15 protein-coding genes are annotated in these 23,350 nt (G+C 53.6%); 8 read left to right on the top strand and 7 right to left on the bottom strand.

Annotation, left to right across the window (positions count from 1 at the left end; translation table 11 throughout):
- Positions 1 to 60: 60 nt before the first annotated feature.
- The 5 genes from CER19_RS28030 to CER19_RS28010 form a co-directional block, all read right to left on the bottom strand.
- Positions 61 to 7,050 carry a S8 family serine peptidase gene (locus CER19_RS28030; protein ID WP_256660568.1) on the bottom strand — a complete coding sequence of 2,330 codons (6,990 nt, stop codon included), beginning with the start codon at positions 7,048 to 7,050 and terminating at the stop codon, positions 61 to 63.
- A 9-nt stretch (positions 7,051 to 7,059) separates the two neighbouring features.
- The gene (locus tag CER19_RS28685; RefSeq protein WP_133298372.1) at positions 7,060 to 7,404 is read right to left on the bottom strand and encodes a hypothetical protein; all 345 of its coding nucleotides are present in this window, start codon (positions 7,402 to 7,404) and stop codon (positions 7,060 to 7,062) included.
- A 268-nt stretch (positions 7,405 to 7,672) separates the two neighbouring features.
- Entirely contained in the window at positions 7,673 to 9,088 is a 1,416-nt protein-coding gene (locus tag CER19_RS28020; RefSeq protein ID WP_116668743.1) for an HlyD family type I secretion periplasmic adaptor subunit, read from the bottom strand.
- 91 nt (positions 9,089 to 9,179) lie between these two features.
- Positions 9,180 to 11,339 carry a type I secretion system permease/ATPase gene (locus tag CER19_RS28015; RefSeq protein WP_165861683.1) on the bottom strand — a complete coding sequence of 720 codons (2,160 nt, stop codon included), beginning with the start codon at positions 11,337 to 11,339 and terminating at the stop codon, positions 9,180 to 9,182.
- Between the two features lie 116 nt (positions 11,340 to 11,455).
- Positions 11,456 to 12,862 (bottom strand): TolC family outer membrane protein, encoded by a 1,407-nt coding sequence (locus CER19_RS28010; RefSeq protein WP_116668787.1) that lies wholly within the window; start codon positions 12,860 to 12,862, stop codon positions 11,456 to 11,458.
- A gap of 378 nt (positions 12,863 to 13,240) precedes the next feature.
- Between CER19_RS28010 and CER19_RS28005 the strand changes: the two genes are divergently transcribed.
- Complete coding sequence (locus CER19_RS28005) at positions 13,241 to 13,480, top strand: carbon storage regulator (protein ID WP_256660567.1); 240 nt, start codon at positions 13,241 to 13,243, stop codon at positions 13,478 to 13,480.
- 81 nt (positions 13,481 to 13,561) lie between these two features.
- A complete protein-coding gene (locus CER19_RS28000; protein WP_256660566.1) occupies positions 13,562 to 15,469 on the top strand; it encodes an NERD domain-containing protein/DEAD/DEAH box helicase in 1,908 nt (635 codons plus the stop codon).
- A 69-nt stretch (positions 15,470 to 15,538) separates the two neighbouring features.
- On the opposite strand, the gene CER19_RS27995 is transcribed toward CER19_RS28000, so the two are convergent.
- Positions 15,539 to 16,036, bottom strand: a complete 498-nt coding sequence (locus CER19_RS27995) for an SgcJ/EcaC family oxidoreductase (protein ID WP_116668742.1) — start codon at positions 16,034 to 16,036, stop codon at positions 15,539 to 15,541.
- Between the two features lie 175 nt (positions 16,037 to 16,211).
- Between CER19_RS27995 and CER19_RS27990 the strand changes: the two genes are divergently transcribed.
- The 6 genes from CER19_RS27990 to CER19_RS27965 all read left to right on the top strand — a co-directional run bounded on the left by CER19_RS27990 (position 16,212) and on the right by CER19_RS27965 (position 22,066).
- Entirely contained in the window at positions 16,212 to 17,399 is a 1,188-nt protein-coding gene (locus CER19_RS27990) for a sensor histidine kinase (protein ID WP_116668741.1), read from the top strand.
- Entirely contained in the window at positions 17,396 to 18,049 is a 654-nt protein-coding gene (locus CER19_RS27985) for a response regulator transcription factor (RefSeq protein WP_116668740.1), read from the top strand. The genes CER19_RS27990 and CER19_RS27985 overlap by 4 nt, the downstream gene beginning before the upstream one ends.
- Entirely contained in the window at positions 18,046 to 20,373 is a 2,328-nt protein-coding gene (locus CER19_RS27980; RefSeq protein WP_116668739.1) for an ATP-binding protein, read from the top strand. Before CER19_RS27985 ends, CER19_RS27980 begins: the two co-directional genes overlap by 4 nt.
- Positions 20,370 to 20,834, top strand: a complete 465-nt coding sequence (locus tag CER19_RS27975) for a response regulator (RefSeq protein WP_116668738.1) — start codon at positions 20,370 to 20,372, stop codon at positions 20,832 to 20,834. Before CER19_RS27980 ends, CER19_RS27975 begins: the two co-directional genes overlap by 4 nt.
- A 134-nt stretch (positions 20,835 to 20,968) precedes the next feature.
- The gene (locus tag CER19_RS27970; RefSeq protein ID WP_116668737.1) at positions 20,969 to 21,778 is read left to right on the top strand and encodes a hypothetical protein; all 810 of its coding nucleotides are present in this window, start codon (positions 20,969 to 20,971) and stop codon (positions 21,776 to 21,778) included.
- A 69-nt stretch (positions 21,779 to 21,847) separates the two neighbouring features.
- On the top strand, positions 21,848 to 22,066 hold the full coding sequence (locus CER19_RS27965) for a hypothetical protein (RefSeq protein WP_116668736.1): 219 nt from the start codon (positions 21,848 to 21,850) through the stop codon (positions 22,064 to 22,066).
- A 313-nt stretch (positions 22,067 to 22,379) separates the two neighbouring features.
- On the opposite strand, the gene CER19_RS27955 is transcribed toward CER19_RS27965, so the two are convergent.
- Positions 22,380 to 23,285 carry a tetratricopeptide repeat protein gene (locus CER19_RS27955; protein WP_116668735.1) on the bottom strand — a complete coding sequence of 302 codons (906 nt, stop codon included), beginning with the start codon at positions 23,283 to 23,285 and terminating at the stop codon, positions 22,380 to 22,382.
- Positions 23,286 to 23,350 lie beyond the last annotated feature (65 nt).

Below are 23,350 nucleotides of genomic sequence, written 5' to 3'. Positions count from 1 at the left end.
CATTGCAGGGAGCTGGAGTTTGGTCAAAAACTATGACCTAAGTTGATATCGACGCACCGTTTACCACCAATTTGCTGCTATGACGGGTTGAAGGGACTGCTGTTCGGAAGCGGCAAGACTGGTTAAGCCAGATGCGGGAGGTGCGAACGCGGCCATAGCCTGTACTAATTTTTCGACATTCCGATCATATAAGCGCTTACCGTCCCCCGTGCTGATGGTGCTGGGCCGTTCTGGTTTACTCGCATACCAGTTGAGTAGCGTCACCTCTTCCTTGGAACCGAGTACAGAAATTTGTAAATTCTGCCCTTCATGCTCAAACCACAACTTATCAGGAGTAATATTCTTACCAAACTCCAAGGTGCTCATAGATCCCCGGAACTCTAGATCGTAGCTACCCTGTCCCACTTCCACAGTAGACATGACACCACTGATGGTCGCTGTATTTGTGCCACGTCCTAGTTTTACATTTGCCATAGACTCTGTATTAACAATTAAATTATCACCATCCCCCACACTGAGGTCTCGGATAGCACCTGTGATTGTGTTGTCGCCATTGCCAACCGCCACCTTCTGATAGATACCCTTTATAATATTTTTACCATGGCCAGCCTTTACCGTTGTGCTTCTTTCAGTCGAATCAATTATATTATTTCCATTGCCAGCGTCCAGCGCTCCAAAAACCCCACTAAGTTTAACATTATTATTACCTCCCCCCAACACCAGCTGCGTTCGAACTGCGGCAGTTACTGAATTGTCACCCTCACCGGCTACCAGCTTTTGATAGGCCCCCGTTATAGTATTGTTTCCATTCCCAAGCGCTACGACTGCGGTGCTTTCAGTCGAGTCAACTTTATTGTTTCCATCTCCCGCGACCAACTCGGCAAAAACACCATCAATTTTAACATTGTGATTGCCATCACCCAATTTCACCTTTTCGAAAGTCTTACTTATAGCCAGAGTATTATCAGTATGGTTGAGTAAAGAATCTTTCCGCTCAGGAGCACTAACCCTCACTGTTTTGATTTCACCAGACGCACTGGGTTTTGACAGTCCTAGCGCATTTTGGTGAAGACTTGTCACTCCCACATCTGCCGAGTCGCGATAAACCAAGTCTGTAGCCCGAGGGATGACCGGTGCTCGTAGATCTATACTTGACCTGTGTTTCTCATATGATGGAAACGCTTCTGAAGCCATATCTGGAATATTTATGACTCTTGGTTTGTATTGATAAAAACTATTATCGACATGCCTTTCTACAACGGTTGGTGTATGTGCAGCCATTTCAACTATCTTGGTCCGATCGCTATTATGCGCCGCAAAAATTTCGTCAAACCTACTTCTTCTGATTTCTGTCGGACCAGTATCGCCGCCCCTACCAGCCTCTCTACCAGCAACTATAGGCGTGGGTGTAGTCATGACAATCGGCTTGGTTGGGTCAACCCCTCGTTCAGCTAAAATCTCTTCAATACTTCTTACCTTTGTATCCGTTGGAAAGCGATCTCGCGCTGCCAAAAGCTCTTTGACTGTGGGGCCAGTAGGAACGTTGATTGGAACAATAGGCGGCAAAACGATGGGCAATATATCAATATTCGGCCGCTTGATAGCGGGCTCCAATGTGCCCGGGACAGTAATCGTCGGATGCAATCGATCAGGGGCCGTCACAACAGGAGTGATCATCGGACGAGAAACAGAAGGCTCCACGGGACCCGGAACTGTAATCGTCGGCTGTAATGGTTCAGGAGTGGTCACAACAGGTGATACTTTTGGGGGAGCAATAGGGACCAGATCCAGCGCATGGGAAGCGAATATGAAATCGGCCCGATTCAACTGAGACACATCAAGCGCGTCCAGATAAACCAATTTTACCTTCGCACCAGTTGGGTCAAGTGCGGTGGTCGCGATCTCTACGCCGTGAATTTGCGACAGCCCGTTTATCGTACCTCGATTGCTTTTACTGATTGAGAGTTGTTCAAAACTGGTGATGCCCGTCTGACTTAAATCTATTTTATCAGTGCCCTGCCTAAATCCCCTTAACGCGTTTTGATAATTCTCAACTCCTGGCTGTCTGGCGACAACAAAAGTATCTGAAGTAGCACTGTCATGGCTGTACACGGTACCGGCCAGAGACGCTACAAACTGACCGTCGGCTCCTGTCGTGATACTCACGCCCTTGGCCCCCCCCTTCAACACGACAGTACCCAAGCCCTCCTGAGAAGTGACCGCAGAAGCATTGCTGTTAACGTATGCCGCTGGTGCAACGAACGTATCTTGGAACTTGAACAGAGCAGAGGTAAAAGCGGATGCGGACTGATTCTTCAACAAGATAGACTGAGCACCGCCGAGATCCACGCTCACATCAGCACCGCGTTGTGTGATGAGCAGGTTTGCAAAGGTCTTGCCTGCGAAGCCAACCAGATTGATTATTTCCCCCCGGGCAGCGTCGTAATTCACCACGGTATCGTTACCGCCACTGCGGCGATGAACCACAAAAAAGTCCTTACCCGTGCCACCCTGCAGAACGTTGTTACCTCGGCCGCCATCAAGCAATGCATCTGCCGGACCTGCGACCAGCGTGTCATTACCATCGCCAGTCACAATGTTTTGGATAGGTGAGCGACTCTTGATCGTGAGGGCCGCTCCTCCAATGTTTGCAACGCCTGTTACCAAATTGACAGAAGTATCACCAGAGACCGCCGCGGCATTGAGCGTATTACGCCCACCAGCAATTGCATCTGCGGCATCGTCCAATACACCACGTTTAGCCTGCGCAGCTACCGCTTTGATGTACTCATCTGTATAAAAGAACGTGTCGTCAGCACTCATCTTGCTACCGTACAGGCGCAACGACCAACTGTTCAGCGTGACAGGAAGCCCATTGGCGGAGTCGGTCACCTCAAGCTTCCATTCACCTGCCGTGAGCTCGCCCCAGTGATGAGTACTCATGAAGGTATACTTGAAAGCGCCTGACTGTGCGCTGCCCACGTCAGTATCGCTCGCCCCTGCCGTACCAACCGGCACCTTCCCCTGCCGGTTAAGCAATACGCTTTGTGTTCCATCTGGAGAAATTAGCTTAAGGGTCACATCTCCCAAACGGCCGACCTGAGCATCAAAGTCGATTTCGGCATGCTCAACGTACGAGACCGTATTCATTACCAAACTTGATGAGAAGGTTTCACCCGCCGCCAACGTTTTACCCACAACACCACTGGAAGCACTGAACACTGACTCGTTGGCGCCAGTGCTCTGAGTCATCCAGGCTTCAGACAGCCGCACAGCGGCACGGGCATCGACTTCACCGAAACCGTAGTCATGACTGGTGTGCATGCCGGCTCCGTTCCAGTTGCGGGCGCCGTTATCGCTCCATACCGTAGACGGATCGTTAACCTTGCGTGCCGACAGCGCCAGAATTTGCTGAACATCACGGTAGCCCAAGTTTGGATTGGCTTGAAGCATCAGCGCAATGACGCCTGAAACGATCGGCGCAGCGAAACTGGTGCCTTGCATAGCACTGTAGCTATTGCCGAACGTTGAGCCACGATCAGTTTCCAGCATATGGCTGGTGGACACGACATTACTGCCTGGCGCCGAGACTAATAGACTTGCACCTGGATTAGAGAACGGTGCAGAGCCTATTTGTAAAGTCGACAAATCAGCTTGCGCATTGATGGCTCCGACCTGAATCGAGTGGCGGGTGTTGTTGGTCAGTGATCCTTGTGCATTGCCACCCGTAGCGCGACTGTTGCCCCCGGCAGTCACAATAATGGTCCCTAATCCACCTCGACCATTATTTGCAGCATATTGGGCATTGGAAGTCAGTGAGCTGGCGGTATTGATTTTGCCTTGCTGCATGTTACTGATGGCGAAATCACGCTGAAACCCCCAGCTGTTGTTGGCAATGTCGTAACTGACCATGTGGCCGAGCCCAGTCAGATCATCACCTTCGTTGGCCAGATAATAACCGCCCAGCGTTGCATCATGTGCAACTCCGACCCCCCCGATACTATTCTTGGCTCCGACCATCACGCCGGCAACCATTGTCGCGTGATTGGACACCACGCCTGGCAAGGTTTCATTCGTCTGCTGAGTCTGCAGCCAAGCTTTATCTACGTTAGGTGCAAGATCCGGGTGCTTAACATCGAAGATTTCAGGCTGGGTAGCAAACTCACCGCCTGGCTCAAACTGACCTATTCGCACACCTTTCCCGGTGTAATCCTTCCAGACTGGCAACACATTGATATCGCTGAGATACCACTGTTGTGCCGCCAACGGATCCAGCGGTACTTCTGGAGTCAGCAACGAAACCTTGGCTCGCATGGGAGCCGTTTGCCCTGTACCTAGGTCGACTACCGTGGCAGAGGGGTTGCCCGCGTCATTAATCACGCCATATTTGAAGCTGAGCAATCCCGTGAAGCGTGGATCAGGAGTAAATAGTACATCGCCCTGTTGGGTAAGGCTGACGGTGCCACCAATAGCCTCGTCCACACTTGCAATACGTAGAGCACCTTTACTGTTGAGATGCTGATCATTGGCGAGCAGGCTTGCTGCTGAAATCAAGTGGGCTTGTGTCCGACCAAATGCCTTGCCAGCCTGATCGACAGTTAGAACATCGCCCACCGGCATTGCGTTGGGCAAGTCCAAATCTACAGCTGAAATATCCGAAAAGTTCAGCTTTTGGATATTTTTCAGTGTGACAGTACCGTCTCGTCCAGCGACCTTATCGGCCACTTCGTAACCAGTGGCAGTACGTGTGATTTTATAATCGCCATGGTTGCCATGTAAGGTAACAATATTGATTCCGCCATCACCGTCGATAATGGCGTTGCCGCGCCCTACCTCGACTACATCATTGCCTACACTGCCGTAAATAATGTCCGCACCACCGCCCGCATGAATGATGCTGCCGCCTTCTGACGCGTAAATGGTGTCGCCTTTCGGTCCAGCATAAATAACGGCCTTCCCACTGCCGCCCAAAATAGTGTTGCGGCCGGTTCCTCCAACCAAAACATCATTGCCCGCACCACCGATCAGCGTCGAATCTCCTGAACCACCTTTGATGAACGCACTAGAGGTGCCACCGCTGGTAATAACATCATTACCACTGCCGCCCTGAGCAATAGTCAGCCCAGCTCGCGCCATGTTTAAAGCTACCCCCTCACCGCCAACGATAATAGCCGTGTCGCGTCCGCCATTACCGTGGATATTGTCCATACGATCTGATGCACTGATCACAAAGACATCGTTACCAGTAGAACCCGTATAGGTATTACTCCCCCCTCCACCCACCAGCCAACTGCCTGTTGGCGCGGCAATCAAGGTATCGTTACCGATACCACCATATAAATTGCTGACCCCTAACTGAGCAGCATCGAGCGTTTCGCCGGCAGTGCTCTTACTTGCATAGGCAGTAGTTGTTACGCCTTCAGAGGTCGTGGTCACCTTGGTTCCAGTGCCCTGATCGAGCAGCGTGCTGCTTACAGGATCTCCCAGAAAATCAACAGCGAGCGCCTCTTGGGTTTTACCGTTAATTGTAAAAGTGCCATGGGCAAGCACCCTGTTTCCATCACGGAGTTCATTACTGGCCGTTGTGGACCGCACATTGATTTGGGTAATACCCAGTTCGGCCAGGGTCTTGAGCTCACCGGCATCGGTTTGAGCATCATGAGAAGCATCCACCCATACGCGCAATTTGTTCCAGATCGGATCATTCTGGTTAATCACGCCATCCGCATTGGCGTCTTCGCTAGCGAGTGCGGCGAAGCCGTCTTTGAATCGTACCTCTCCAGCAGCACCGCCAACCCCAGCCTTGCCAGCATAGTATTCGGAAAACATTTGACTGATATTTTTGATCTGGCTGCTACCGTCGTCAATAACCAACATCCCGGTGCTGCGGTCGGCCCATCCCGTGCGCTTGAGTGTGCCGCTATGGTCGGTATCAAACAGCACGCCATCTCGGATATCGGTCATGCGAACGCCATTGCCACTCAGATCCAACAACAATGGGTCGACGTAGGTATTCACCGTTGTCATTGCCGCAAGACCGTTCAGGGTTACAGCGTTTCGCAAACTGAAGTCTGGCCGAGTGCTGTTGGGTGCCTGGTAGAATTGTGACAGATAGGCATTCGGGCGCGCATTAGGGTCGAGTTGTATTTCGCCAGGGCGTATTCCGCCCGTAGCTAAACTGCCTATTTGAGTCGAAGTAAAGTCTGTATTATTTAAGGTTTTATCTTTGAATGAAATACTGTGGGTAGGCGAGTTTACGACATAACCATTACTGACATCTTGACGAGCTTTATTTTCGCCTTGAATATTTTGCTGAGCTCGTGGATCTGGCGTAATCTTAATATCGATCAGTTGTTGTGGTGTACTTTCGATTTCTGCGTTAACAGAACTAGAAAAAAACCTATATAAGTTATCACCAATCCATTTATTGACATCCCGAGCAAGCCTCCATTGCTTACTTGTGTCAAATGGCGTATCACGGTCCAGAAACCTATTAAGGCCCGCGGCATTTTGCATGATCGCGACACCTAAATTCTTGCTATATTCTAAGCGATCGCTACCAGTCACCTGAACAAAATCTTGCCCAAGTCCAAATGGAGACGGGAACTGGTCACCAATGGTTCCTGGCCAGTTCCATTGCTGTAAACCAAAGCCACTAACAGCTGCGGCCACATCAGTTTGGATTATCTCCTGAGGGGGTACAATTGCTCTTGCATCTAAAACAGTTTGCGCTACGCTTTCTGCCAGCTTATTTGAAATTACTTGAAATCCATCATCCGTTAATGGCCTGCCTGTGGTCGCCACAGCGAACTTTATCGAACCGCGAACCATGTCACTAAAAAAACTTCGATTGTTTGAGTTTATTGACTGTGCGCCCGCCAACCAATTAGCGGTTTTTTCCAGTTCTGGGATTAATGGATCTCCTGGTGAGGTCGAAATTTTTTCAAGGACCAATTGTCGCAGATAGCTATACATCGCAGGATACTCTTTACTATCCCGCAATGCTCCTAACTCTGCGAGCTGCGCGGAACTCAAGTTTACTCCACTCATAGACACTCCTTATTTACGTGTGATTTTCTTAACAAAATCTAATGCAAACCCATCCATTGCCTTCAAGTCTTTATGCTTCAAAGCGTATTGATAGCGAATTTGGATTCCATCACTGAATAAGTGCCTCGCGCTTCGTGAGTTTGGCCAATTCGATACGAATGTCGGATTCCCATCGCCACCTATAAACCTAAAAAAAGCGCCCTCTCCTTCTCCATATTTTTCAATCCCATCATGGACCCTCGTAGGGTGTTTATTTTCAGTAGCAGCGTCTTGATTAAACGTTGCTTTAGATATATATACCAAGCGAAAAATCACAAGAGAGTCGTCAACTGCTCTCTCGTTAACAATCTTCATACTCGGATACTCAACATACATTGTTACAACGTTCCCCCCACTGTAACGAACTAGCTTGCACTCTGAGCCTGAAAGATAAAACTTATACGCTCCCCCCTTTTTAGAAGGGTCAGAAACAAGGCACTCAGCTGATGTCGAACACGACAAAAAAACCAAGCTAGCAACAGCTATTAACCGCTTTACTTTCATACCAACTTCCTGAAAATCATGTCATGAGACCTCGCATCATGAAAAATTTCTGCGCTTTTATTACCTGCAGCATCAAATCTCAGCGTTCTCTTAAGCTCTCGTCGATATGCTGCTGTAGCGGACTTAGGAAGTAATCAATTACTCGGCGTTGATCTGTTTTAACTTCAGCCGTGACAGACATCCCCGGCGTCAGCGCAACACGTTGTCCTTTGATCATTAGGCTGTCGGACTTAAGCCGAATACGGCTGCTGTAAATACGGCCTCGCTTTTCATCCTCGATCGCATCATTTGAAATACTGACAACTTCGCCTTCAACCGTGCCATATTTGGTAAACGTGAAGGTTTCCACTTTGACAGTGACGGATTGACCGATTCGAACAAACCCCACATCTTTGTTTTCCAGCATCGCCTCAACCTCTACAGGCTGATTACTAGGCACAATGACCATGAGTTGCTGCGCTGGCGTCACAACCCCGCCGACGGTATGGACGGCCAGCTGTTGAACCGTGCCATCCACGGAAGCCCTAAGAAGTGTCAACGTTTCCTGGTATTGGGCTTTAGCCAGCTCTTGAATCAAGCTGGCTTCTTTCTGATTGGCTTCTTGCTGCAAATCGAGCATTGAACGTCGGGTTTGGGCCACCACGCCTTCACGCCGACGTTTGGCCTCACCCTGAGCAGCGGTTGATTGCAATACACTCGCTTGCTGGACGCTAAGTTGGCGCTGAAGGTCCAGGCGAGCTTGCTCTTTTTCCAAGTATTCGTGCCTGGCAACGTACTGTTGGGCCAGTAGTCGCTGATAATCTTCAGCGAGCTGGGTAGCTATCGGTAAGGTTTTCAGCAAACTGGAGACTTGGGATCGGGCGGCTTGTATATCCGCGTCGCGTTGAAGAATTTCGGCCTCGACAAGATCGAGGCTGCTGCGATATTCCTGATATTGACCTTGCAGCCAGCGCTGCGCCGTTAACACTTGTTCAGGAGTAGCTCCCTGAATCAGACCTTTTAAAGGTTGAGGCTCTTTTTGATGATTGATCGCCTCCAGCATTGCCCCGCCTCGTACACTGTCGATCCGGGCGGCTAAAAGATCACTTTGAATGCGCCGAACGTCGGCATCTGCCGAGGTGGGGTCTAATTCGATCAGGACTTCTCCCGCGTTGACCACCTGACCATCGGTGACATGAATCGCCGTAACGACTGCAGTCTCACTGGATTGAATCAACTTGGTCTTGCCACTGGGAACAATTTTCCCCGGCGCCACCGCGACCACTTCAATTTTACCGAGGAACGCCCAGAGCAAAGCCAACGTGGCAAAGCCAAGAATGCTCCATATAAAAATGCGGGGTGCAGGATGTACCGGCTTTTCTTGCAGCTCTAAGGCGGCCGGTAAAAATTGAACCTCGTGAGGAAGTCGTTTGGGGGCGTCCATGGCTTTTCGCCGACGCCACGACTCGCGCCAGGCATGGCGGTAGCGTTGAAACAAATCGGAGCGAGCGCTCATACGATTATCGTCCTATGTAAAAACCTATGCACATCCGTGTCGCCTCCCGAAAAGAGGCGAGATCAGTTCACACATCACGCAACCAAACGGCTCAACCTTGTTGCATACGATGCAATCGCGAGTAGTGCCCCGCTTGATGGGCCAATAACTCGGTATGCGTGCCCTGCTCGACTATTTGCCCGCGATCAATCACCAAGATACGGTTGGCATCCCTGACGGCGGATAATCGGTGGGCAATAATGATCACCGTGCGGCCCTTGCAAATGCTCTGCATGTTCTGCTGAATGATCCGCTCGGACTCATAGTCCAAAGCACTGGTCGCTTCATCGAAAATCAGAATTCGTGGATTGCCGATCAATGCACGCGCGATCGCTACGCGCTGCCGCTGACCACCTGACAGTGAGGCACCGTGCTCGCCGACTATCGTGTCGTACCCCTCCGGCAACTCCAGAATGAATTCGTGGGCTCCGGCCATCTGTGCCGCATGCATGACAGCTTCAAGGGGGGTGCCAGGATCGGCCAATGCAATGTTTTCGCGGATGCTGCGGTTGAACAACATGTTGTCCTGAAGTACTACACCAATCTGGCGGCGCAGCGATGAAACATCTGCCAACGCCAAGTCCATGCCGTCCACCAACACCCGTCCTCGCTCCGGGACATACAGGCGTTGAAGCAGTCTGGTGAGTGTGCTTTTTCCAGAACCTGAGCGACCCACAACGCCGATGACTTCGCCCGCCATTATTTTCACGCTAATGCCCCGGAGCACTTCAGAACCATCGGTGCGATAGCGAAAGTGCACTTGGTCAAATTCGATGTGCCCCTTCAGTGGCGGCAGCGCGCTTCTGTCGGCCTGGGACAACTCCGTCCGAGTATTGAGGATGTCGCCTAAACGTTGAACGGACACCCCGGTTTGCTGGAAACTGGTCCAGAGTTGCGCCAGACGTATAATCGGTTGCGAGACTCTGCCGGCCAGCATATTAAAAGCAATCAACTGACCTACCGTCAGGCTGCCATCGATGACCAAGCGAGCGCCCATCCATAGGGTTGCGACCGTCACCAACTTACCGATCAGCCCAACACTTTCGTTAGCAATCATTGAGAGGTTTTGTGTCTTGAAACCAGCGGCAACGTAAGCGGCTATTTGGTTCTCCCACTTACGAATGGCTTGCGGTTCAACGGCCATGGATTTGACCGTATCAATGCCATTTACCGTTTCGACAAGAAACGCCTGATTCTCGGCCCCACGGGAAAAACTATCCTGTAGTCGCGCACGCAGCACCGGCGTGATCAGCGCCGAAACCAATACATAGAGAGGTAACGACAGCACCACAATCAGTGTTAACCAGGCGCTGTAGTAAAACATCACAGCGATAAATACGACGGAAAACATGACATCCAGGACAAGGGTGATAGCGTTGCCGGTCAGGAAACTGCGGATGTTTTCCAGCTCCTGGACACGTGCGACGGAGTCTCCCACCCTGCGAGCCTGGAAATAAGCCAAGGGTAAATTGACCAGATGTCGAAAGAGGCGAGAACCCAGCTCCACATCAATTCGACTGGCTGTATGGGCAAACACATAGGTGCGCAAGCCGCTCAGCGCCGACTCGAACAGCATGATCCCTAAAAGACCTATGGCGACAACGTCCAATGTGGTCAGCCCATGGTGTACCAGCACCTTATCCATCACTACTTGAAAAAAGAGCGGTGTCAAAAGGGCAAATATTTGCAGTACAAAAGAAACCAGCAGGACTTCACCGAGTAGCTTTCTGTACTTCACGATGGCAGGAATAAACCAGGTAAAGTCGAATCGTGATGTCTCACCGAGGTTTCCCGCTTCGGAACGAACCAAAATCAATTGACCATTCCATCGCGCGAGCAGCTCTTCGGCGCTAATAATTTCCGCACGCTCAACACGCGGATCCTGAATAAGCACTTTGCCTTGATCGAGCCTGGCGATAATGAAAAAACGTCCTTCTTTATCAATCGCTATGGCAGGTAGAGGCGTGCTGCCTAGGCGAGCAAGTGAGGTACTCACCCTTTTGGCTTTCAGGCCAAGCTTTCTTGCCGCAAGAAGCAGCTCAGCTTGAGAAAAGACTTGGTTATCAACTGAGAACTCATGAGAAAGCTGTTCAGCAGAAGCCGACAAATTGTGAAAGCGAGCCAGCATGACCAGACAGGCTAAGCCCGTGTCCATGGCATCTGAAACTGAAGGCTGTGCAGGCGGCTCGACGCTTGGAGTGTATGTACTCATATTGCTGTTGCGTCCTTGCGTCCCAACTAGGGAGAAATTAATACCAGGCTTAATACTTCATAACCCACATGAAGGATGTGCCACCTATACCTCGGCAATCAGCGTTTGAGTTGCGCTCATGTTTGTTCACGGGCATCAGGAGGAAGAAAGTCACGATCAGGATCGTAATTTTTGGTTAGATACATGGCTAAATCCGCCAAATCAGCAGGACTTAATGTGCCAGCAGCGTCTTTTAGCTTAAGGGTATCGATAATGTAATCGTAACGAGCGTTGTTGTACTCTCGAACAACGTTGTAGAGTTGCCGCTGAGCATTTAATACATCGGCTGTATTACGAGACCCCAGCTCTCGCCCCACCGTGTTTGCCTTCACCGATGCTTGACTGGAGAGAATCGTTTGTCGCCGAGCACTCACTTGTTCTATGTCTGAATTGACAGCCCGATGTAAATTTCGAGTACTTTGTACGACCTCACGACGCCGATCATCTCGTTCATCTTCACTCTGAGCTAAACGCTCAGTGGCTTCACGAACTTGCGAGCGCGTCATGCCTCCCGAATACAATGGAATATTGAGCTCCAACCCAATGCTTCGTTGTGCAACATCGCCCCGATAACCAGAGCGACCAAAATCGGTGGGGTTGCTGTAGCCAAAGTTATCGTTATCTCCATGACGATAGGAGGCAACGGCATCCAGGGAAGGAGCAAAACCGGCCTTGCGCTGCTGATTGGTTTTCTCGGCAGCTGTCACCGCAAAATTGCTGGCGAGCAAAGACAGGTTTTGTTGCACAGCCTGACTTACCCAGGCACTGGCCTCATTGGGCACAGGCGTCACCACAGGTAATCGATGCTCAACACCCTCGATCGATGAATAGTCCTGCTTGGTAAGGCGTGCAAGGGCCTCATAAGCATCGTCAACCTTACGCTCGGCCAGCTTGCGGTTGGCATTGGCGTTATCGTAGGCAGCCTGAGCATCTAGCACATCCGTGATACTGGACGCTCCATTGTCAAGGCGCGCCTGAGCCTGCTGGTGCTGGCGTTGCAAGGCTGCCTCCTCTGCCTTGGAAGCCGCTAATGTGTCCAACGCGCGCAGCGTTTCAAAATAGGCTTGCGCGGCACCAAGGACCAACGCCTGCTCCTTGGCAGATAATTCCAACGCTGCTTGTGCCGTACTCGCCTGCGCAGCTTCGAGTTGAAACCAGCGATCAAGGCGAAACAACGGCTGATTCAGGTTGGCTTGAAAGACGGACTGGCTGCGCGTTCGCGTCAAGCTCGGCTCATCGCGCTGCAAACGAACCGACTCGACCGACCCGCCCGCGCTGAGCGTCGGTAACAACCCGGCCCGGGCCTGTGGAACCGCTTCGCGAAGAGCCTGATACTCATGACGGGCAGCTGAAAGTTTGGCGTCATTGATGACCGCTTGCTGATAAACGCTCAGGAGATTTGCACGGCCGGACTCGGCCGCAGCATTAGCACCTGCACTGGCAAAGGTCAGAAAAACATAGCCTGCGTTTTTGATGAAAGACATACGCCTCCTGCGATGCTGCTCGATTGCCGTTACGAGTTCGCCGTCTGCAATCTTTTCGGCCTGCTGCAAAAATCGATCAAGTCCCCCTCGATCGACTCGATACTTACCCTCTCGAGCGTCAATAAATGTAGGAAATTTCCCAAGCACAAAACTGACGAGGCATTGGCTGAACAGGTCTCTGCAGGACTGGAATGTAAACAATGCCCCGGCTTGTACCCTGGCTTGCATCCTCCCGAGCGGGCGACGGAGATCAAAAAGCCCTAACATTTTCGGGCCTAAAACTGAGACACCCAACCAACCACAGCGCAGGAAATTTCCTACATGAATTTCGGACAACGCATGGAATTAATGGCCCGAACATTCCCCCAAATTTGAAAGGTGCTGCCATTGCTACTTATCACTAGGAGGCCCGGCGAACGCTTACGTATCGACGACGAAATTCAGATCAGGGTGATTGACGTTATAGGCAGTCATGTCTCTTTAGGCATCGAGGCACCCAAGCACATCCCGATCGCTCGATCCGAACTGCATGAAAGGGCTATAGATGCCGAGGACAAAGACAAAAAGCCAGGCTCGCCATCCGGACCTGAATCACCATTGCCGAAAATTCGGTCATGAGAGACCGTCCCGCGATTGGTAAGCACAGTCAAACTGCGAACTTATTATTTTGCGTCGCTCTGAATCATATCGAGTACGCAAATGATCGAGGCATACGACATGGCTCTACATTTTCCCTCCCGCAACATCTGTCGGTTTGATACTGCGGGCGAGCGCCGTCTGGCTGAACGCCTGGAAAAGAAACTGTCGGACGATTGGCTGTGCTGGTTCAATGTACCTGTGGGCCCTAAAGGCTTGCGGCCAGACTTCGTGCTGATGCATCCGCAACGAGGGATTCTGGTGCTGGAGGTAAAGGACTGGAAGGTGGAGACCATCGAAAGCCTGACCGGTGAGCACGCCAGGATCCGTGTCGAAGGTCAATTGAAAACCGTAGCCAACCCGTTAGCACAGGCTCGGATCAACACCCTGGAGGCCGTGAAGCTGCTGCAAAATGACCCGGCATTGCAACAGCCAGCCGGTTCTATTCGCGAGCGTAGCTTACTGATGCCCTACAGCTGGGGCGTGGTACTGGCAGAGATCACCCGTAAGCAGTTCGAGAGCGCCGGGCTTGCCAATGTGCTGGCTGAACAGCGAGTCATCTGCCGAGATGAAATGACTGAGGCGGTAGAAAGCGAGGGCTTTGAGGCGCGCCTGATCAGGATGTTTGCTCAGGTGTTCGCCTGCCACCTCACAGATGAGCAAATTGACCGAGTGCGCTACCACTTGTTTCCGGAGGTACGAGTAAACCTCTCACCGGGTCAGTTTGGTCTGTTCAGCGCCCACGAAGCGCCTGTGCCGAGTTTGATCAAGGTGATGGACCTACAGCAGGAGCAGTTGGCACGGTCCATGGGCGAAGGCCATCGCGTGATCCATGGTGTGGCGGGTAGTGGCAAAACCATGATTTTGGGATATCGCTGCGTATACCTGGCGCAAACCAGCAACAAACCCGTCCTGGTACTTTGCTACAACAAGTCTCTGGCAGGGCGTTTAAAACAGGTACTGGCAGCGCGAGGCCTGGGTCATAAAGTATCGGTGCGTAATTTTCATAGCTGGTGTCGGGACCTTCTAAAGGCTTCGGGCGGCGAACTGCCAAGTCGTACATTGAACCTCAAGGACGCCAATGCACTGCTTGTGCGAAACGTGATTCTGGGTGTTGCCAGGGGGCAGATCACCAAAGCGAAATATGCCGGCATCTTGATCGATGAAGGCCAGGACTTCCAGCCAGAGTGGTTCAAATTGGCGGTTGATTTACTCGACCCTGCCAGCAACTCGCTGTTGGTGCTCTACGATGATGCGCAATCTATCTACCGAGGTAAGGCAGCTAAAGGCGGCATGGAGTTCAGCTTCGCCAGCGTCGGCATCCAGGCATCGGGGCGTACGACCATTTTGCGGCTCAATTACCGCAATACTCTGGAAGTATTGTCTGTTGCCCAGGCCTTCTCCCTGGAGATGTTGAATGCCCGTGAAGCTCAGGAAGATAATATCCCGGTAGTCGCGCCACAAAGCGCCGGTAGACGCGGCCTCCTCCCGGAACTTCTGCACTGTGCAACACCATGGCAGGAGCACAATTGCATCGTCGAGCGCATTCGCGACGAACAGCGCAAAGGGCGTGCACTGGAAGACATGGCCATTATCTGCCGATATTGGGCTCAGGCCATCCATATTGAAAAAGTCCTGAAGGACGCCGGCATCCCCTTTGTCTCCGGGCGCTTCGATCAAGACCGCAGCAAACTCTACGATGGTGCAGACGCAGTCAAAATCGTCAGCATGCACTCCAGCAAAGGTCTGGAGTTCGGCTTGGTTATCCTCCCCTATTTGCACAACATGCCCAAAAAAGACGCAGATGGCATAGATGAAGCGCGCCTGCTATATGTGGCCATGACCAGGGCCATCGATCGCTTGGTGATGATGCACCGTGATCACTCCAGCTTTACCCGGCGGGTCCAGGAGGCGATCAGGGTGGTCAGTGAGCATTTGGCGGGGAACGATGCGCAGAACACTGAACTATAAAAAGGACCTCAAACTGAGCAGCAGTGAGGTCGATCATTGAAGGTCACGTCGCGCGGAGTCTCATTGCTCCTAGGCTTCAGGCATTGCCGAAGAATGGTGATTGAGAATCTTCCACTGGCCGTCCACCTGTTCATAGACAAAGGTATAGCGCGCCTGCACCCGACGCGTCTTGCCCGTCGCCTCGGTCAGGGTAAAAGTGTAAACGCCGCTGTCCACGGCCACGTTGCTGCCCAGCAGACTGATGTCGCGGTAGTTGATTTGGCCAACAGGCTTGAGCGCTATGAAGTGATCGAAGTACTCCTTGATCTGAGCCGACGTGGTGCGCAGCTGATTGGACATGGTTGGCTGCAGCACCGCGTCCGGCGCGTACAGGTCGACCACCGATTGAGCGTTACCGGTCTGTAACATGCTGTTCCAACGGTCAAACAAACTGGCAATCTCACGATCCTTCACGTTGGCAGGCGCTTGGGCCACAGTGCTGTAGACATACGGGGGCGTCTGCGCTGCTTGAACAAACGGTGCGCTCAAGGCAAAAAGCAAGGCGATGGTCGGGGTTTTGAATTTCATTGCGATACTCCAGTGCAGGGTGGTCGAGCACACTTTGCCAACCCGCCAGCCCCCCGACATCGGCCAACCGGAATCATTTAGCTATGCCATTTGGCAGATGGCACCCCGTACCGTTAACAAGGTTTAATGACCCCTCCTGCGCCCGTGGCGCTTGCCCCAACGCGAGAGCCCAAGCATGCAAAACCTGCCACATGACCCCGGTAGTGCCTTGGCCATCCGCACCCAATATCGGCAATCCGAGAGTCGCGCGGCGCGCCTGCGGCTGTTGGTGCATACCGGGCAGGAGTTGACCCGCCTGGCCCCGGACGCCATGCGCGAGCAAGTGTTGGCGCGGGCTTGCGCCTTCCTCGCGATGGACCACGGGATGCTGCTGGAGTGGGACGCCGACGGGCGCGTTAGCACCACCGCCCGGCATGGCAGCCGTGATCGACTGAACAGTCTGGAGATCTCCGCCGACCGTACAATGCGCACGCCGAACTGGCAGGATCGTCCGGGGGAATCCTTGCCCAATGTGCTGCGGGTGCCGTTACGCGGTGGCGACGGGAATGCCTTTGGCGCCCTGGTGCTGGCCAACAGCGTGAGCCTGCGGGCGCCGGACAACGAAGACAGCGAATCCATGCAACTGCTCGCTACCCTGCTGGCTGCGCACCTTGAAAATGACCGATTACTGACGACGCTCAAAGCCCGGGATCGCACTCTGTCGGATCTGGTCAAACGGCTGTTTTGTGCGCAAGAAGACGAACGTAAGCACGTCGCCTATGACCTGCACGACGGCCTGGCGCAAACCCTCGCTGGCTTGCACCAGCGGCTGCAAGGTTTTGCCGGCAGCTGCCCGACACTGCCGGGCACCCTCGGGGCAGACTTGCAGGCGATTCTGGCACTGGCCCGGCATTGCGTGGTTGAAGGCCGGCAACTGATCAGCGGCCTGCGCCCGACGGTGCTCGACGATTTCGGATTGCTCAAGGCGGTCGATAAAGAGGCTGATCGGCTGCGCGAAGCCGGAATCAGCGTGCATTGGTTAACGCGTTGCGAGGTGCGCTTTCCCAGTCAGGTGGAGATCGGTTTGTTCAGGATCGCCCAGGAAGCGATCAACAATATCCTCAAACATGCGCACGCCAAACAGGTGCAACTGGGGTTGGAACTGCACGACGGTCAGGCCTGGCTGCGGGTAAAAGATAACGGCAACGGCTTTGCTGCCCCCGAACTCCAACTCGATACCGACAAAACTCGACATCTGGGCCTGGCCACCATGCAGGAACGCGCCAGCCTGTTGGGTGGACGCCTCACCTGCACCAGCGCAATCAACGGCGGCACCCAACTGCACGTCGGCGTGCCCTTGAACCTGGATGGAACACCCCAATGACTCACCTCCTACGTCTCGTGCTCGCTGATGATCATGAAGTCACGCGCACCGGTTTTGTCGCCTTGCTGGCCGGTCATCCGCAATTCGAAGTGGTCGGTCAGGCCCGCGATGGTCAGGAGGCCGTCGAGCTGTGCGAACGGTTGCTGCCGGATATAGTGATCCTCGACATCCGCATGCCGTTGCTCAACGGCCTGGGCGCCGCACGTCTGCTTCAGCAACGCCTGCCGACCCTGAAAGTGGTGATTTTCACCATGGACGATAGCCCCGACCATCTGGAGGCGGCCATGAGTGCCGGCGCCGTCGGTTATCTGCTCAAAGACGCCAGCCGCGACGAAGTGATCGACGCCCTGCAGCGCGTCGCTGCCGGTCAAGAAGCCCTCAATCGTTCCGTCAGCGCCCGCCTGCTAAGACGCATGACCGAACGTAATGCGAGTGGCGGTACACCCACCGAAAACCTTACTGCACGAGAACGCCCGGTACTTGGGCTGGTGGCCAACGGCATGAGCAATCGCCTGATCGGTGAGAAGCTGGGGATTACTACCGGCACGGCAAAAGCCCACGTCGAACGGGTCATCGGCAAACTCGGGGCGGCTGACCGAACCCAGGCTGCGGTGCGTGGCATTGCTCTGGGCCTGGTGACTCAACCATGAAGGTGTTTTATGCCGGACGCTGGGCCGCCCTGCCGCTACGGGGCAAGGCCCTGGTGGTGATTTCCCTGCCATTGGTGATCCTGCTGCTGTCACTGGTGTTGATCTACATCACCGAGCGCCAGACCGCCCGTGCCGAAGAAGACGTGCGCCGGGTATTGCTGGTGCAAGGCGATATCCAGACTGTGCACACCTTGCTCGCCGAAGCGGCCGCCAGCGTGCGCGGTTATCTGCTTACACATCGAGAAGATTTCCTGCCGGGCTATCTGAAAGCCAAGCCCCTGATCGAATCGGCCCTGCGCCGCCTCGACAGCCATGTGCGTGATGAACGGGTGCGTGTGCAACTTACCGCCATTGCACCGCTGATCAACAGCAAAATCGATGGGCTGGAGCAAATGCTTCGCGATCGAGAGGCTAAACCGGAGTCGCTCACCACCATCCTGGTCAATAACAAATACATCCTCGATGAATTGCGCGAGCATATCGGCACCATGCTCACCCTTGAGGACACGTTGCTGGCCGAGCGGACTGCGGCGGCATACGCGACCCGTCAGCGGCTGTTGTTCTCAACCTTACTGGCCGCCCTCTGCGGACTATTTGGTGCCATCGTGGCGGTACTGTTTTTGTCCAAAGGGATCGTAGCCAGGGTGCAGCAGGTCCAGGGTAATGCCCAACGCCTGGCCCTGGGGCAACCTTTGCAGCCACAACCGCCGGAGAACGATGAGATTGGCCAGTTGGGTACTCGCCTGGTGGAAGCCGGCCTACTGCTGGCTGAACGTGAACGCGCGTTGCGCGACAACGAAGAACGCTTGCGGCTGATCATCGACGGCGTGAAGGACTACGGGATCTTCGCCCTCGACACCCAGGGTTATGTCACCAGTTGGAACGCAGGCGCCGAGCGGATCAAGGGCTATACGGAGCAGGAAATCATTGGCCAGCATTTCTCGATGTTTTACCTGACACAAGAGTGTCCGCAGCATCCCGATATGGCCTTGCGTGAGGCCACTCGCGACGGGCATTACATGGAGGAAGCCTGGCGTTGCCGCAAGAATGGCAGCCGCTTCTGGGCCAGCGTGGTAATCACTGCGCAATACGACAGCAGCGGCACGTTGCGTGGGTTCTCTAAAATCACCCGGGACATTACCGATCGCCGCGCGGCCGAGATTGCGTTGCGCACTGCCCGCGAAGAGGCCGAGCGCGCCAGCCTGGCTAAAAGTGAATTCCTGTCGCGCATGAGCCACGAACTGCGCACCCCGCTCAACTCGATCCTGGGCTTTGCGCAACTGCTGGACATGGACGCGCCCCCTGGGCAAAAGGCGCAGATCGGTCACATACTGCGTGCCGGCCAGCACCTGCTGATCCTGATCAATGAAGTGCTGGACATTGCCAAGATCGAAGCCGGACGCCTGCCGCTGAACATCGAATCCGTGCCCTTGGCAATCGCCTTGCAAGAAGCCTTGACGCTGGTCTCGCCAATGGCCGCCGATGCCGGCATCCAGCTGGCACCGCTGCCAATCCTGGCCGCTGACAGTGGGATCGTCGCCGATCGACAACGCCTGACTCAGGTGTTGCTGAACCTGCTGTCAAACGCCATCAAATATAACCGGCCTGAGGGTCAGGTCAGCATTGAGGTCAAGATTGATCAACAACGAATTGCCGTGTCAGTCAGCGATACCGGCAAAGGCATTGCGGCTGATCGCCTGGTTCGCCTGTTCAAGCCGTTTGAACGCCTGGAGACCGACCCGAATGTGGAAGGCAGCGGCCTTGGTCTGGCACTGAGCAAGAGCCTGCTGGAAATGATGAACGGTAGCCTGACCGTGCAAAGTCAACCCGGCGTCGGTTCCCGATTTACCCTGGAGCTGGCGTTTGTACACTTGCAGGACGCCTTCGGGGCAGCCGCTGCCGCGCTCGATAATCGACCGCTGATCCCTGCACTTGCAGACTCCGAAGTTCAGGGCAAGGTGTTGTGCATCGAAGACAACCTCTCCAGCCTGGCACTCATCGAAACCGTGCTGCAACGGCGACCTGGGATAAAACTGCTCTCGAGCATGCAGGGGCAATTGGGGTTGGATCTGGCCGTCCAGCATGCGCCACAGCTCATCCTGCTGGATGTCACGCTGCCCGACATCGACGGGCTGAACGTTCTGCAGCGCTTGCGCCAGTGCGAAATCACCCGATCCACCCCGGTGCTGATGATCACCGCCGACGCCAGCGACCTCACCCGCCTGGCCTTGAGCGACGCGGGCGCGACCGCCGTGCTGACCAAACCGATTCACATTCCTTCGTTCCTTGCCCACCTCGACCAGTACTTTCCGGAGCCCGTGTGAACCCCGACCTGCGCATTCTGATCATCGACGACAAACGCCCCAACCTCGACCTAGTGGAGCAACTGCTGGTGCGTGAGGGGCTGACCAACGTGCTGAGCAGCACCCAACCGTTGCGGACCCTGGAGCTGTTTAACAGCTTCGAGCCGGACCTGGTGATTCTCGACCTGCACATGCCTGAGTTCGACGGTTTTGCCGTGCTGGAACAACTCAACCGACGTATCCCAAGCATTGAATACTTGCCGATCCTGGTGCTCACCGCCGACGCCACCCGCGACACACGCTTGCGCGCCCTCGCCCTGGGAGCCAAGGACTTCATCAGCAAACCACTGGATGCGCTGGAGACCATGCTGCGCGTTTGGAACCTGCTGGAAACCCGTGTGCTTTACAAGACGTTGCGCACCTTGGTACCAGCCGATCAAATTGATCTGCTGCAAAGGCGAGGATCAAAGCCATTACACTGAATAGCCCGGATTGCTGAGTGTTCCGGCGGGCCAGCCAAAAAAGGAAAGTTCCTACATGATGTAGCCGCATTACCTTATAGCGTTAGAACTCAGTGCACACTCGATGCACGACAAAGCCCCTTGGAAATAAAACGATGAAACATACCGTTTTTCTTGCTGCGGCGTGCGTTCGATTGCGTATGTTGCTTGGAGCAGCCCTACTCCCGCTTGCAGGTTGCCAAAGCCATACGCCGGCAGAGGCCGCAGCTATTGCAGCAGCAACTCAACAACAGGAAGACGGCAAATTTACGAGTGATTTTCAAACAGTGCTCTACCGTAACAGCTTGGCCGCCAATGCACTCGGATTGCAGGGAGCTGTGGATATGCAGATGACTGTCGACTCTCAAAACAACGTAGTGGGCTGTTCAGCGCGTAGTAGTCGGTATGAGCAGAGAATAGCTAGTGGACAGGATGACCTCCGAATCGGTCGTTTGATTACCGACATTTGCTGGAACGCTTTATTCCCCGAGGTTCGGCCAGAAGTATTTGTTGATTCGAAAGACACCCAAACAATTATTGCCCCTGTCGTACTCGTGTCTTTGAGGGGCTTGTCGGACAAGCAGAAAGAACACCAGAAAAACAACATCGAGATGTATAAACAAATACGCTTTTTTCGCGAGAACTTAATGACTAAACAAGACATCGACAGTGTCGGTGTCGCCACGTTCCACTTTGTCTCGACTGCCGAGGGGCTAGTACGCGAATGTCTAGTCAACCTTGACCCAAGCGCCTACCGCCCGAAGAAATTCAAGATTGATAACGCCCTACAGCAGCGTCTCAGCACACAGTGCAAGCATTTGAATTTCCAGCAAATGCCCGGATTCAATCCGAATAAAGACGGGTTATTTCAAGGCTATGTCTCCGTTGAGTACAGTCCCTGGATGAACCGCCAGAAGAAACCCTGAACTGTATAAAGATCTTCGGTAACCTACCGGGAGTCAAGGGCGCTCCCCTCGACTCCCAGGCGATAAACCATGACAGATAACCAAAACTCGACTTTTAATTTTTTCCTGAAGTGCTACAAGTTATTCCTTACAAGCCTGCTGATTTTGTCGATCACGATGGCGATTTATTTCACGTTTACCGACCAACTTAAAGATGCCGCTAAAATGGCGCGTAGCGCCTTAATATTTGCAGCCCTGCTTTGGGTTGCAGTAAATTTACGCTGGATTGAAGAACGCATCGGCCCATAATCATTGCACCTCGACTTTTTTGAAGTTGGATTTATGCTAAAGCCGCACCACCTTAAAAAATCAATATAAATTTTTCACAAGCACCATTTTATTTTGTTAATAGAAGATTTCTGCTTACTGCTCCCAGCCCGCCTGAATCGCATGGGTAATTTGATCGACAAACACCCTTGTCTTCGTCGGAACCAACCGCCCCGGGGGCATCACGGCTCTGATCATTTCTGCCTTTCACAGCCCCTGGAGACTCATCCACTTCCTTTCGATGGCGTGTGCACCGAGACTGGATCGCTTTTTTTTGCACCCGTTCAGTAAACCGTCAACCGCAGGGCTTTCTCCCGCATAACCCCATCATGCGCTGGGTGTCTTGAGGCACGAAGACCAGCGGCGCCACGATCTCTTGCACGCCCGAACTGTCGGTCAGCGGTGCGGCGTTGCCCATTGTGATTCGCGACGCGGCCTTCATGACCCACGCGTCGACATTCGCGTCGCCCGAACCTGAGAGCATCGTTACTTTCGGCGTCCCGCTGTCTGACGTGAAGCGATAGGACAGCCGCACGTTCTTCGTTTCACCCGTGGCATTGACCGCTTCGAACACTTCCCGGACAGCAAGCCTGCGAGTCTGCAGCTTGAGAAAACCCGTCAGCCAGATTTGCTGATAACGTTGCATTTGGTCTTCAGTCAGCGGTTGTCCCGCCAAGCGCAGGCGATTCATGGCTTGCCACACTTCGTCGCCACAGTACTGGATTGCGCCCAAATAGAGTGCCAAGGCGCCAGGCAAATCCTGCGGGCCACCCTTGCCTTCTTCCATTAAACGCCCCAGCGCCAGCACGGCATTGTTGCCAGACAGGCGATAGAACTGGCGTGCCTTGGCATAGTCCACGGGTTCGCCCTCGCCGCGTTCGGCCATCTGACCCAGCAGCACATTGGTGGCCGGATTGATCTTGGCGGACTCTACGAACAAGGCACGGGCCTTGCGCAAATCTTGATCGACGCCGTGCCCGCCTTCCTGATACAGCTTGCCCAGCATGGCCATGCAGGTGGCGTTGCCGTAACCGGCGAAGCGTTCGATATAACGCAAGTTGTCTTGGTTGAAGGGCTCTATACCGGCAAGCCCCATGCAGCGAAAGCCAACGTGGAGGGAATCGTAATCAGCAGGTCGAAGCAGGCTCTGACAGCCCGCGAGGGTGAAGAAAAACAAAAGAAGGTAGGCTGGTTTTAGCATGGCGTCCGTGCGTCCTTGCGGTAAAAGCAGGCATTATGCCAGCCATTGACCCCATGCCCAATTCA

This window comes from Pseudomonas sp. GL93 (assembly GCF_003408955.1).
Taxonomy (GTDB): Bacteria; Pseudomonadota; Gammaproteobacteria; order Pseudomonadales; family Pseudomonadaceae; genus Aquipseudomonas; species Aquipseudomonas paracarnis.
The sequence above is the reverse complement of the archived record's forward strand: the minus strand, read 5'-3'. Positions and strand labels throughout refer to the sequence as shown.